Genomic DNA, 13173 nt, shown 5'->3' on the forward strand with positions numbered 1-13173 from the left:
AGCCTACCTACGGACAGCCCACAGGGCTGTCCGCTTAACGGCTCAGTGCTCAGGATGACGGAGGAAGCACATCCGCCCGCTCAGGATGAGTCCCTCACAGCTCGTCGTAGATCAGCAGGCTGGCCTGGGCGATCTTGGTCCAGCTGGCGTGATCGGTCATGATCACCATCGCGTAGTCGCCCTTGTCGCAGCGCACGATCGCCGCGTCGTGCAGCAGCGAGCCCAGGAAGCCCACCTTGTCCTGCACCACGCCGTCCGATCCGATGCCGGCCGGGATGCCGTCGCGGTACTCCTGGGTCTGCATGAGCTGGAAAAGCTTGTCCGTGGAGGCCTTGGTGGCGATCGTGTTGTTGTAGTAGCCCTTGAGCACGGTCGCCAGATCGTTGGGCGTGGTGCGCATGTTGCCGCGCGAGAAGTTGGTGTTCTTCGCGCCGATCGCATGCGCCTGCTCGGTCACCGTGCCGAACCCGTACGTGTTGAGCCACGCCTCCGGGCAGGCGTTGTCCGAGTTGATGATCATGCGGGTCAGGCAGGTGTTGAGCGTGGTGCCGTTGAGCGGGCTGTTCCATGTGAGCTTGCCGGTCTCCACGGCGTTGATCATGGCGTAGGCGATGTACAGCTTGTAGGTGCTGGCGGAGGTCAGGACGCCGTCGGCGTTGATCTGCAGCTTCGATTCGCCGGTTTTGAGGTCGTAGACGGCCACCTCGTAGGTGGCGTTGCCGAACAGCTGCTTGAGCTTGTCCTCGATGGACCCCTCCGTGGGCAGATCCGTGTACAGGGCCGCGTTGGTGATCTTGTGCTCGGTGACGGCGACCGGCGCGTTTTTGCCACTGTTGATCATGGCGGTGAACGCCTCGGCGGTGGCCGTGGTGTCGATCGCGCGGGATGCGCGGGCCTCGGTGGCGAGCACCTGTGGGATGGCACCGTTGGCCGCGGCCTTCTGCGCCACGCCCAGCGCCACGCCCTTCGACTTGAGCACGTCGTTCAGTCTGCCGGCGTTGACGGCCGCGACGAGCTTGGTGTTGTCCTGGCCGTCCACGGTCACGTCGATCGTGCCGGCGAGATCGGAGGCCGAAACCGTCCAGTTGCCGTCGCCGTACGTGAAGGTGACGCCCGCGCCCAGGCCGGCGTTGACCGTGTTCACCAGCTGGTCGGCGGTGGCGGTGGCCACGGTGGGCTTGACGATGTTGAGATTCAGCGTGGCCGCGGCCAGATCGCCCTCGGGCTTGGCGGCGAAGCTCGCGCCGGCGGCCGATCGCACGTCGCCGGGGTTGAACGAGTAGCCCTCCGCGGCGGGTACGGTGACCAAAGCCCCGCCTTGGGCCGTGGCGCCGGCGTTGCGCACATCGGCCTTGACCGGTTCGGTGGCGGTGTCGAACGCATTGGGCAGATCGTCGGAGGTGGTGTTGTGCACGAACAGCCACGAGAACGGGATGATGCGCCCCAGGAACGAGTGCTTGGCGGCCTGTGCCGCACGGGCCGTGTAATCGACCTTGATGCCCGCATCCTTGGCGGCGAGCGTGACGACGACATGGGTGGACTGGTCGGTCAGCACCACATTGCGCGCGGCGGTGTCCGCGTTGAGGCGATCGGTCACCTGCGCGGCGGTCTGCCCGCCCACCGCGTGGCCATCCAGCGTGGCCAGCGGGTAGAAGCGGTCCGACGGCCAGAAGATCTGGAAGAGCTCCACGAGCAGCACGAAGCCCAGCACGGCCACCGCGATGCGCCGGCGGGTGTAGGTGCGGCTTTTGAGCATACGGACTCGTGCGCCGCCGGCGTGCTCGGGGCCTCTGCCGCCGCGCATGCGCGAGCCGGGTCGCGATCCGCCGCGACCACCATTTCCCCCAGCATTGCTTCCCGCATTGCCGGACCCTCCGGCCACGCGCTGCGCGATGCCTCCGGCCGCATGGGACAGCACATTGCCCAGAGCCGCAAGGAACGCCTGCGCATTGCGCATGGCCGGGGAGCCCGCGGACGATCGCGCCCCGCGACGGGCTGACCGTCCGGACCGGTATGCGCGCCCCTGCGCCCCGGACTGCCCGGCGGCGTGCTCGGGGATGCGCGGCACCGCCATATGCACCCGATCGTCCCGCTGCGCGGCGCCTCCCGATCCCGCGACTCCCGCCGCGCTTTGCCCCGCATCCGCGCCCGCGCCATCGCGCAGGAACTCGGGCACCGAGGCATGATCGGAATGGGATGAGGAAGACACTGAACGGGGCATGACTCTACTTCGTGAAACTGTGGGCGGTTCTTTACGTACTATTCATCCCCAGTCTCACTCGATGCCTCGACCCGCGGATGCGCACGTCCATCAAGCGGGAATGCCAAGCCCGTTCGACGGACTGTCGCAGCCGCTTGCCGGCAACTTGTAACAGCAACTGGTAACTTTACTTTGCCAATTTCGCAAAAACTGGCAAAGTAAAGTTACCAGTTAGGCAGAAATTGGTAAAATAAAATTACCAGTTGCCTTTACTAGCCGCTTACGACCTTGCTGCAAGGGGAATGCCATGATGAAACCGATCATTCAGGACAAACTGCTTGACTTTCACATCGAGGATTTCCTCCCCCTCATTCCGCGAGAGCTCGATCTGGGCAAACCCATGCCGCCAAAAATCGGCAATCTGGTCAAGGTGATCATTGGCATGCGCCGCAGCGGGAAAAGCTATCGATTGTTCCAGGAGATGAACGCCCTGCATGAATCAGGCATCGGATGGGATCGCATCTGCTACTTCAATTTTGAGGACGACCGCCTCGGCACGGTCACCCCGGCCACCGGCGATACGGTGATTGAAACCTTCGTCTCGATGCATCCGGATGCAGCGGATGAGGGATTGTACCTGTTCTTCGACGAATTGCAGGAGATGGACGATTGGGGCGCGTGGCTCCGACGGATCGTCGACACCACGAAGGCCACGATCTATGTCAGCGGCTCCTCATCGAAGATGCTGTCCAGTGAGATCGCCACGGAGTTCCGCGGACGGGCATTGGACTTCGAGCTGCTGCCTTTCTCCTTCAGGGAATTCATCGCGGCTCGCGATCCATCCCTGCTCCGACCATCGGCCAATGATGGCGAAACAGCCGTATATTCCGCGCAACACCGGCTGCGGCTCGCCCACGCACTGCACGATTACCTCGATCAGGGCGGTTTCCCTGCGACGATAGGCCTTCCGGCACCTCAACGTGTGGCGCTGTTGCAATCCTACGTGCAGCGCGTGGTGCTGCGCGACGTTGTGGAACGGCATGACATCACCCGTCCCCGCGTGGCCAGCATGCTGGCGAGACGGGCGTTGGCCTCCAACGGCCGGCAGATGTCCATCCGCAGGATCGAAAATGACATGCGATCGTTGGGGATGCCAACCAGTCGCGAGCTGCTGGGCGATCTGATGCAATACTACGAGGACGCCTATCTGCTGTTTCGCGTGCGCGAATTCTCCATGTCAGCCAGCGAGCGCACCACGTCAATGCCCAAGATCTATGCGATCGATTCCGGACTGGCGGCCTCCGTTTCCGCCGCCAGCATGCGCGACGAGGGTCAGAGACTTGAAAACGCCGTATATCTGGAGCTGCGCCGGCGGACCGTTGGATTCCGACGGGACGGCATCTCCTCATATCGCACGCGCGAACATGGCTACGAGATCGATTTCGTCGTCGGCGACATCATGGTGGACGAGACCTACGAACTGTATCAGGTGACCGACAACATGGATGATGATTCCACCATCGATCGAGAAACCCGTGCGCTATGGGAGGCCATGGGCGAACAAGGACTCGATCACGGCACGATCATCGTCGCCGATGGCGAGGAGCGCGAATACCGTCGCGATGACCAGCCGGGCCGTGTGATCCGCCAGATCCCGGCATGGAAGTGGTTCATGAGCCGTTAGAATCAGCACTGCGCACGGCCCGCCATTCCCCGGCCCGCCGACCCTACTGGATCGAAGCCTCCTCGCGGGCCACCTTGAGGGCCTCGTTGAAGGCGTCGGAGGTCCAGCTGGCACCGGCCACGGTGTCGATCTTGAGGTTCTTGAGGGGCTTGCCGTCCACCACGCCGTTGATCGCGGCGGCGAAATCGTCCTGATGGCCCTTGGAGATGGTGGTGAAGGGATGGCCCACCACGTCCACCTTCGCCACATTGCCGTCCTTGACGGTGATGGTCACGTCGATGGTGTCCTCGCCGATCGGGCCGTACACGCCCTGCACCTTGTAGTCGCCGTCGGCGTAGTTGCCGGTGTCCTGCTTGTCCGACGTGGGCTGGCTGTGCGTGGACTTGGCGGTGGGGTTGGTGGCGTTGGCGGTGTCCGAGCCGGCGTCCGAACCATCCGCCGCGGCGCTGGATTCGCCGGAATCGCCCGCGTACTCGTCGTTCATCGGCACGGCCTTGGGCTCGCCGCAGCCGGAGAGCAGCGCCAGACCGGCCGCCGTGAGCGCGACGGCCTTCACCGCCGCGGAGGTCTTCTTCTCGTCGTTCGCCGTTTCAATCATCATGTCTCTCCTTCACGTTCTGCGCGGCAACCATTATCGCAACATGAGCGGATCCATTGTGCTGGAACCTACTCGGAATCCCGCGCGACCCCTCGTAGCCACTCGTGGCCCGCCAGCCATCCGATCTGCTCACTTTGCACAATTTGAGGCACAAAATGAGCAAATCCAGTGTGGCACAACCCGTTTAAGGCCCGCCAGCCATCCGATCTGCTCACTTTGCACAATCTGAGACACAAAATGAGCAAATCCAGTGTGGCGCAACCCGTTTAAGGCCCGCCAGCCATCCGATTTGCTCATTCTGCGCATCTCGGACCACAGAATGAGCGAATCCATTGCGCTGTAGCCTGTTTATGGCTCTGTTTATGGCTCTGTTTATGGCTCGCAGCACAGCGAATCTGCTCATTCTGCGCTTCACACCCTCCAAAATGAGCGGATCCGATGGCTCGCAGCTTCCTCCGGCTCTTTCCGGCTTTCTTCGGCGTCCTCGGCACATCCAATTCGCTCATTCTGCACCATGAATCTTTCAAAATGAGCAAATCCAGTGTGGCACAACCCGTTTAAGGCCCGCCAGCCATCCGATTTGCTCATTCTGCGCATCTCGGACCACAGAATGAGCGAATCCATTGCGCTGTAGCCTGTTTATGGCTCGCAGCACATCGAATCTGCTCATTCCGCGCTCCGCTTCTTCCAAAATGAGCAGATCCGATGCGCCACGCGCGTCACGCCGCCTCGCCGCCGGTCTTCGCGGCCTTGGTCGGATCGGCGAACCCGATCGCGGTCTCGCCGCGCTGCGCATCCTCGGCGTCCGATCCGGTGGACGCCGGCTTGCCGCCCTGGGCCTCGTACGCGGCCCGCGCGGCCTCGTCGTTCCACTTCTCCCCCACCAGCACGCCATGGTTGAGCATGATCTCGCGCTCGGCGCAGCTGGCCACCAGCGCGTCGTGCGTGACCACGATGATCGTGGTGCCCTGCTCGTGCAGCTGGCGGAACAGGTCGAGCACGATCTTCTCGTTCTTCTCGTCGAGGTTGCCGGTGGGCTCGTCGGCCAGAATGATCTTCGGGCAGTTGATCAGCGCGCGGGCCACGCACACACGCTGCTGCTCGCCGCCGGACAGCTGGCCGGGCAGGTGGTGGGCGCGGTCCTTGAGGCCCACGCGATCGAGCGCGGCCAGCGCCTCCTTCTCATCGACCACGGAGTGGTAGTACTGCGCGACCATCACGTTCTCCACGGCCGTCAGATGCGGCACGAGGTAGAACTTCTGGAACACCAGGCCGATCATGTTCTTGCGCACGTCGGCCAGCTGCGTGGCGTTGAGGTCCTCGAGCTTGCGGCCCTCGAGCTTCACCGAGCCCTTGGACGGCGTGTCCATGCAGCCGATCATGTTCATGAGCGTGGTCTTGCCGGAGCCGGACGAGCCGACGATCGCCAGCCATTCGCCGGCCGGCACGGTGAGCGACAGGTCGTCCACGGCCTTAAGGTCGCCGTAGATCTTGGAGATGTGGTCGAGTTCAAGCAGCATAGTCATGGGTTTCTCCTTTATTCCTCACGAAGCACGACGGCCGGGTCGATGCGGGTGGCGCGGTGGACGGGCGGCACGGACGCGATCACGGCCACCAGCATGGACAGCACGACCGAGGCCGCGGCCAGCCACCAGTTGAAGTCGAGCGAGCGCTGGAAGACGGTGGTGGTGAGCACGAGCGCGAACCCGTAGCCCACGCCGGTGCCGAGCAGGCCGCCCACCAGGCCGTACACCGCGGATTCGGCGTAGAACTCCACGCCGATGCTCTTCGAGGAGGCTCCCAGAGCCTTCCTCAGGCCGATCTCATTGCGCCGCTGCGAGACGATGGACGAGATCGTGGTGCCCACGCCCACCAGGGTCAGCACCAGCACCACCAGCGAGACGATCCAGAACAGGGTCTGCAGCATGGTGATGATGCGCGTGTCCGACGAGGTGATCTTGGTGACCTGCTGGGCCTTGACGTGCATGGAGGTCATGCCGTTGATCGAGTCGACCAGATCGGACAGCCCCTCGCCGGAGAGGTCCACGGAGTATTCGATCACGTCGGCGCCGCGCGTGGAGCCGGTGAGCTTGGTCACGTCGTCGTCCGTGGCATAGATGATCGAATCCTCGCTGCCGCCGGTGTCCACGATGCCGGCCACGCGGAAGTCGGTGCCGGAGGTGTCCATGATGTCGCTGGAGACGCGGCCGTCCTGCATCTGCTGGGACGGGGACGCGGAGGCAGACGGGGACGCCGAAGCCGAAGAAGACGCCGAAGAGCCCGCGGAATCCCCGGAAGCCGCATCGGATGAGGCCCCGGAGGCGTTGTCCGACGCGCGGTACGCGATCTTGATGGCCGATCCGACCTTCAGCCCCACCGCATCGGCCACGTCGCGGCCCACGAGGACCTTGCCCTCGCTGGGCCAGTCGCCGTCCACGCTCCAGTGGTGGTTGAGGTTCTCCACATCGTCCGGGTTCACGCCGGCCATCACGTACGGCGCCGCGTTGACGCGCACGTTCTCGTAGCGGTAGGTGGCGTGCTTGGCCGTGCCCTTGGCGGCCACCATCTCGCTGGTGTGCTCCACCATCGCATCCTCGATGCCGGCCTTGTCGCCGGTGGACGCGGTGGGCGTCACGATCAGGTTCGCGCCGTACGCGCGCATCTCCTGGTTCATCTGCTGCGGCACGGCGATGCAGATCATCGCCAGGCAGAACAGCGTGGCCGAGCCCACCAGCGAGGCGACCACGGCCATGGCCGCGCGCGATCGCCGGCGAAACACGGCGCTGAACAGCATTCTGAAGAACATGCCGGTGTTGGTCATCGACGGTCTCCCTCCTTACGCATAAGACGATCGATCATGCCACGATCAGCGCCCATGGAGCACCTCCGCGGGCTTCAGGCTCAGGATCGAGCGGATCGACGACGCGGACGCCACCAGCACGGTGAGCGCCAGCAGCACGAACACGAGCACGAACACCATGGGCCGCATGGTGATGCCCGATCCGAACACCACATGCCCGATGATCTGCGCCACGCCGGAGCCCAGGCCCGCGCCCACGATCGCGCCGAGCAGCGAGATCGCGGCGGTTTCCGCCATCATGAGCCGTGAGACGGCCCCATCGGTCGCGCCGATCGCCTTGAACAGGGCCAGTTCGGCCGACCGTTCGCCGATCGAGGCGACCATCAGGTTGGCCACGGCCACGGCGGCGGCGATCAGGCTCAGTGCGGTCATCAGGATCATCACGGCCTGCGTCTTCTGCAGCACGTTGCCCTGCAGCGCGGCCACCTGACGGACCTGCTTGGCCACCGCGTCGGGGATGACCTCCTCGATCTGGTAGGCGATCGAGCTCGGGTAGGCCGTGCAGTACCAGGTCTCCCACTCGTCCTGGCTCAGCGCGGCCGGGTTGCGCGACGCCTTGCGGGCCAGATCGTTCTCCGGGGTGGTCAGGGCCTTGACCTCGATCTTGTCCACCGAATCGGGCAGGCCGGCGAGCTTCTGCGCCACGGAGGACGGCAGGTAGACCGATCCGTTCTCGTCGTCGCCGGAGTCGTAGATGCCGGTCACCTTGAGCGTGACGGTGTTGTTCGCCCCATCCGCGGTGGTCTTGGCCAAGGTCAGATCGCCGCCCACGTTGACGCCCAGCTTGGCGGCCAGATCCTTGCCAAGCATGGCCTCCTCGGCGTCGTCCTTGGGCCAGGCGCCCTGGATCTTCCACCAGGAGCGCATGCCCTGCACGCCGGCCACGGTGGTCTCGCCGGAGTCGAGCTTGAGGGTCTTGTGGAACCATGTGCCCACGATCGGCACGCTCTCGCCGTTCGCCTGCGCGGCGGATCCGGCGGACGCCTGCGCGTGCACGTTGAGCTGCGGCGCGAAGCTGGTGATGTTGAACGCCCAGAAGATCGTCTTGATCTTGGGCGCGTCGGATTCCTTGAGGAACGCGGTCGGATCGGTCTGCGACGATGGGGATCCGGCGTCGGTGTTGTACAGGTCGGACACCACCGCGTCGGACTTGGGCTGCACCACGATGTTCGATCCGTAGGTGCTCAGCTCGGCGTTCAGCTTGTCGCCCACGTCGAACACCACGCCGAGCATGGCCACGCTCACCGTGGCGGACAGGCACACCGTGAGCGCGATCAGCAGGCGCCGGCGCAGCTGCCGCGTGAACGACCGCGCGATCATACGCATAAAGAACATGGCAAATCCCGCCTTTCAGTCTTTCGCCGTCATCTTGGCCGCCATCGACATCACCGGAAGTGGGCGCTCAGCGCGTCCAGGTCGGAGGTCTGGATGGTGATCTGCCCGTTGCCGGTCTTGTACGGGAACGGCACCGGGTTGCATCCGCCCTTGAAGCCGATGGTCGCTAGGTTGATGGCCACCTCGCACTTCTTGCAGATGATCTTGCCGTCCTTCTCGTAGTAGCCGGCGTCGCCGCAGTTCTCGCAGGCGTCCAGGCCGATGCCGTACGCGCCGCCGTTCTTCTTGATGATGATGAAGCGCATCACGGTGCCGTCGGCCGCCTTGTACTCGAAGCGGTGCAGATGGCCGTCCTCAACCTGGGAGAACGGGATCGTGGCCACGCCGTCGGACAGCGCGTACGCCTCCGGGGGCGAGAGGGTGATGGTCTGCTGCGTGGCGGCCTTGCCCACGGTCAGCGTGCAGGTCACGGCGATCATCGCCACGAGGCTCCACGCGGCGGCGGCGATCGCGCGGCGGCGGAACGCCTTGTTGCCGCGGATCTGGGCCTCGTTGAGATCGGGCACGTTCCGGGTCTTCATGCGAAAGCCCGCCACGATGGAGGCGACCGCGGGGATCAGGAACACAAACGTCTGGGCCATGATCATCTGGTCGTTGTGGTTGATGGACCACGCGAGCGTGACGAACATGGTGTGGGTGAAGCGCATGCGGCGGGCCTGCAGGATCTGCATGAGGCCCGTCAGATGCTGGACGAACAGGATCGCCATCATCAGCGCCACGGCCGTGGTGAACGCCCAGCGCACGGCGGTGGAGCGCATGGTGCGGAAGATGGCCGCCACCACAATCGACGCGGCCACGCCCAGCACGAATCCCAGAGCGCGCAGCAGCATGTCGGAGGTGAACACGGGGGCGTCGGGCTCCACCCAGATGGTCAGCTGCAGGATCACGTCCGGCAGCGCGTAGAACACGGTCAGCGCGATCTGCACGGCGGCCACGGCGTTCGCCACGTGCATGAGCGCGCGGTGTTTGGTCCAGTCGCGCGTGATCGCGGGCGAGGCCAGCACCGCCGCAAGGGCGAGCAGGTCCACGATCACCGCGCACACGAGCACCGGGTAGTTGACGAAGGTGCGCTGGTTGATGACCGCCGTGGCCCTGAGCGCCGCGAACACGATCGCCGCCACGAGGCCGATCAGCAGGCCCCACAGCCGCCAACGCGAGCTGATCGGCTTGTCCCTGCCCTCGCCAACGGTGAGCATGACGCTCAGGCACATGATGAGCAGCGCGGGGGCCAGCGTCCCCGGCATCACCGTAACGAATTGTTCGAGCATGCGCACCCTTTCCGAATTAATAACCCAAAATCGACCGAAGCCCCCTCGAAGGTGAGGGGGCTGGTCTGTGCAGGAAAATGCTCTTCGAGCCCCTGCAATTAAGGACGGCCTACGGCCGGCTCAACGTTGCTCGCGGCGGATTGGAACGCCGCTCGTGAACGCTACGGAAAGCCCACCGGGCTTTCCGCTTAACGCGTTCACCACTGCCTAGGAGCGTAATCCCAGTTGTCGAAGGTGACCTCGATCGGCTCGGTCCAGAAGTGGCCCTTGACGCCGGTCTCCGGATCGACGTGCAGCATCCAGCCCTTGGCGGCCGGGGACTCGATGGAGAGCTTGAGCTGGTAGGTGCCGGCCTTGTCGAGCTTCACGTTGGCGCCGTAGTGCGGGCCGTCGGAGGCGTTCATCTGCATGAAGGTGCCGGAGGTGGCCTTGCCGCCCTCGACCTCCTTGCCGGTGGACTTGTCAATGATGGTGTAGTTCACGGTCAGGTCGGGGATGAAGTCACCCTTGCCGTAGCCCAGGTCGACGGCCTGCTCGTTGCCGTGGATGTCGGCCTCCAGGTGGAAGCTCGCGTCGGCGGCCTTGAGGCCCATGGAGGCGGGCTCCATGTCGATCGGCTGGAAGTAGACGGCGCCCACGGTCAGCGGGCCGGCCTCCTGATCCTGCTCCTCGGCGGTGCCGGAGGGGCCCACCGGGACCTCCTCGAAGCCGGCGCCCGCATCGGATGCACCGGCGTCGGAGGAGCTGGAGTTGTCGGAGGCGGCCGCGGAGGAGGACGTGGTGTTCGACGCGGTGGTGGAGCCGTTGGAGGCGGTGGAGTTGCCGCAGGCGGCCAGCGAGAAGGCCATGGAACCGGCAAGCAGCACGCCGAGCAGCGTGGTGATGTTCTTCTTCATTTCTGTTTCCTCTTTCTTTGTGAATGGGTATTCACGATCTGGATTGGTTGGTTGAGGGGTAAGTCTTTGGGTTATTCGGCGGAGCCGGTGGCGGCGGACTCGGAGGCACCGGCGGGCTCGGGGGCCTTGCCGGCCTTGAGCGCCTGCTTGTTGCGGTGGTCCTTGGCGAAGCCGACCGCGAAGAGCACGATCACCGCGATGGCTGCGATGACCTGCGCCACGATCGTCTCCACGTACGGGTAGAAGCCGAGCCAGTCGTTGGTGGTCACGCCCGTCAGGTACGTACCGGCCACCAGATCGCCCTCGATCAGCGCATGCACGCCGCCGCCGGCGAAGATGACCACGAGCACGGCCATCAGGATCGAGGTGATCAGGAAGAACGGGCCGATCGGGATCTTCACGGACGTGAAGCGGATGATCAGGAAGATGACCACCAGCACCACGGCCGCGGCGATGCCGCCGATCCACATGCCCTGTGAATCCTGGCTCATCGAGTAGATGGACTGGTAGAAGATCACGGTTTCGGCGCCCTCGCGGAACACGGCGAGGAAGCTCAGCATGGCCAGCGAGAACACCATGCCCGCGGTCACGCTTTCGCCGGCCGCCAGCGCGTCGCCGGCCTTGCCCACGGCGGCCTCGGTCTTCTTGCGGATGTACTTGTTCCACGATTCGACCGAGCGCTTGTTGAGCATCCAGTTGCTGGTCCACAGCAGCATGAGCGTGGCGATCAGGGCGCACACGCCCTCCATGATCTCCTGCAGCGGGCCGGATCCGCCGAACGCGAGCACGAAGATCACGGCGATCACGCCGGCTCCGGCGATGCCGGCAAGAATGCCCAAGTAGATCCACTTGACGAGTTTCTTGTTGCCGGACTTGACCAAGTACGCGATGATGGCCGCGCACACGAGCAGCGCCTCAAGGCCCTCGCGGATCAGGATGATGAACGCCTGGCCGATCGAGCTGGTGATGAACTTGGTGAAGCCGTTCTGCTGCGCGCCGCCGTTGCCGTCGAGGATGCCGGCGTCGGTCACGAGCATGTCCTTGAGCTGGTCCACGAGCTGCTTGGTGGCCTGAAGGTCCTCGCCCTTGTTCATAGACGAGCGGATCTCCTTGAACTGGTACTCCACCTGGGAGACGCGGCTGCCGCTGATCGCGTTCATCACGTTCTTCTCGAAGCCCAGCTTCTCGTAGTACTGGTAGTAGGCCTCGTTGACCAGCGTGGCGCCCTTCGCGCCGTCGCCGCCCTCATACGCCTTGTAGGCGTTGTCCAGGATCGGGACCATCTCGTTGGCCACGTCGGTCCACGAGCGGCTGCCCTTGCCGGGGTTCGGTTTCTTGGCGGCGTCGAGCTTCTTGCGCTCCTCGGCCAGCTGCGCCTGCAGGGCGGCGGCGTAATCGCGAGGCTTGGACACATCGGACTTGGCGTCGAGCTGCTTGGCGGAGTCGTTGAGATCGGCAACGAGGGCGTTGATCTGCTCCTCGAGCTTCGCATCGTTGCCGGGCACGTAGGAGAGGTTCTGGATGCCCTGGAACGCCTGCTGCTGGCTGGACTGCTTGTCCGCGCTCACCGAGTCGCGCACCACGGCGGTGAGGTTGGAGGCCACGTAGATCTTGTTGTACGCGCCCATGAAGGCCGACGTGGAGCCGGCGGTGTTGCCCGACTTGTATTCGTCAAGGCCGTCCTTGAGCTGCTGGTCGATCGCCTCGGCCACCGCGGACCACGTGTCGTAGTCGGTGGCGGAGGACGTGGCGGACGAGCTCGAGGCGCTTGCCGAGCTGGATGCGGATGCATCGTCGGCGTACGCGGACGGCACCGCGACGGGGGCGATCATGGCCACGACGGCCGTCACCACCGCGGCGAGGGCCGCCAATCCGGCCAGAACGCGCCTGGCCGGCATGCTGACACGCAACGACATAACTGCTTCTTCCTCTCCGTGTTCGCAGGCGTTTGCGGGCATGTCGAACAGCCCCACCTGCAACCGGTAGATAAACCTAGGGGAAACGGAAAGAAAAAAACAGTCTTGTTTTTAAAAATTTTTGGGCGTATACTCCGCCGCCCGCGCGCCGCTCTCACCGCCCGCGCGCCGCTCTCACCGCCCGCGCGCATCCTTTCCAACCTGCGCCCCCCAATCGCAGATTGGAAAAGGGCGGGCTCTAGTGATCGTTGCAACACCTGACCGACCGACGGGAGGATCAGATGGAGACGGACACGAAGAGCGCGGCCAGATGGGTGTTCGAGGACGTGGAATACGCCACGCGCGGCGAGATGTGC

The 13173-nt window shown here is 64.5% G+C and carries 9 protein-coding genes; 1 reads left to right on the top strand and 8 read right to left on the bottom strand.

Annotated elements, in window-relative coordinates; translation table 11 throughout:
- Positions 1–94: 94 nt before the first annotated feature.
- Positions 95–2209, bottom strand: a complete 2115-nt coding sequence (locus tag EMO90_RS05915) for a serine hydrolase (protein ID WP_223851259.1) — start codon at positions 2207–2209, stop codon at positions 95–97.
- Positions 2210–2507: 298 nt separating this feature from the next.
- Here EMO90_RS05915 and EMO90_RS05920 point away from each other — a divergent pair, with 298 nt between their 5' ends.
- On the top strand, positions 2508–3884 hold the full coding sequence (locus EMO90_RS05920) for an ATP-binding protein (RefSeq protein WP_150355110.1): 1377 nt from the start codon (positions 2508–2510) through the stop codon (positions 3882–3884).
- Between the two features lie 43 nt (positions 3885–3927).
- On the opposite strand, the gene EMO90_RS05925 is transcribed toward EMO90_RS05920, so the two are convergent.
- The 7 genes from EMO90_RS05925 to EMO90_RS05955 all read right to left on the bottom strand — a co-directional run bounded on the left by EMO90_RS05925 (position 3928) and on the right by EMO90_RS05955 (position 12817).
- Positions 3928–4485 carry an FMN-binding protein gene (locus EMO90_RS05925; RefSeq protein WP_223849867.1) on the bottom strand — a complete coding sequence of 186 codons (558 nt, stop codon included), beginning with the start codon at positions 4483–4485 and terminating at the stop codon, positions 3928–3930.
- A gap of 716 nt (positions 4486–5201) precedes the next feature.
- Positions 5202–6002, bottom strand: a complete 801-nt coding sequence (locus EMO90_RS05930) for an ABC transporter ATP-binding protein (RefSeq protein ID WP_150355131.1) — start codon at positions 6000–6002, stop codon at positions 5202–5204.
- Between the two features lie 17 nt (positions 6003–6019).
- Positions 6020–7303: an ABC transporter permease gene (locus tag EMO90_RS05935; protein WP_150355127.1), complete on the bottom strand. Its 1284-nt coding sequence runs from the start codon at positions 7301–7303 to the stop codon at positions 6020–6022.
- A gap of 45 nt (positions 7304–7348) precedes the next feature.
- A complete protein-coding gene (locus tag EMO90_RS05940; protein WP_150355128.1) occupies positions 7349–8677 on the bottom strand; it encodes an ABC transporter permease in 1329 nt (442 codons plus the stop codon).
- Positions 8678–8727: 50 nt separating this feature from the next.
- Entirely contained in the window at positions 8728–10005 is a 1278-nt protein-coding gene (locus EMO90_RS05945; protein ID WP_150355129.1) for a DUF2318 domain-containing protein, read from the bottom strand.
- A gap of 197 nt (positions 10006–10202) precedes the next feature.
- A complete protein-coding gene (locus EMO90_RS05950; protein WP_150355130.1) occupies positions 10203–10901 on the bottom strand; it encodes an iron transporter in 699 nt (232 codons plus the stop codon).
- A gap of 71 nt (positions 10902–10972) precedes the next feature.
- On the bottom strand, positions 10973–12817 hold the full coding sequence (locus tag EMO90_RS05955) for an FTR1 family protein (protein ID WP_395952929.1): 1845 nt from the start codon (positions 12815–12817) through the stop codon (positions 10973–10975).
- Positions 12818–13173 lie beyond the last annotated feature (356 nt).

Source organism: Bifidobacterium vespertilionis (genome assembly GCF_008698145.1).
GTDB lineage: Bacteria > Actinomycetota > Actinomycetes > Actinomycetales > Bifidobacteriaceae > Bifidobacterium > Bifidobacterium vespertilionis.

Coding starts and splice junctions, on each gene's coding strand:
- EMO90_RS05920 (WP_150355110.1), top strand. CDS start 2,508: ATGATGAAACCGATCATTCAGGACAAACTGCTTGACTTTCACATCGAG.
- EMO90_RS05925 (WP_223849867.1), bottom strand. CDS start 4,485: ATGATGATTGAAACGGCGAACGACGAGAAGAAGACCTCCGCGGCGGTG.
- EMO90_RS05930 (WP_150355131.1), bottom strand. CDS start 6,002: ATGCTGCTTGAACTCGACCACATCTCCAAGATCTACGGCGACCTTAAG.
- EMO90_RS05935 (WP_150355127.1), bottom strand. CDS start 7,303: ATGACCAACACCGGCATGTTCTTCAGAATGCTGTTCAGCGCCGTGTTT.
- EMO90_RS05940 (WP_150355128.1), bottom strand. CDS start 8,677: ATGTTCTTTATGCGTATGATCGCGCGGTCGTTCACGCGGCAGCTGCGC.
- EMO90_RS05945 (WP_150355129.1), bottom strand. CDS start 10,005: ATGCTCGAACAATTCGTTACGGTGATGCCGGGGACGCTGGCCCCCGCG.
- EMO90_RS05950 (WP_150355130.1), bottom strand. CDS start 10,901: ATGAAGAAGAACATCACCACGCTGCTCGGCGTGCTGCTTGCCGGTTCC.
- EMO90_RS05955 (WP_395952929.1), bottom strand. CDS start 12,817: ATGTCGTTGCGTGTCAGCATGCCGGCCAGGCGCGTTCTGGCCGGATTG.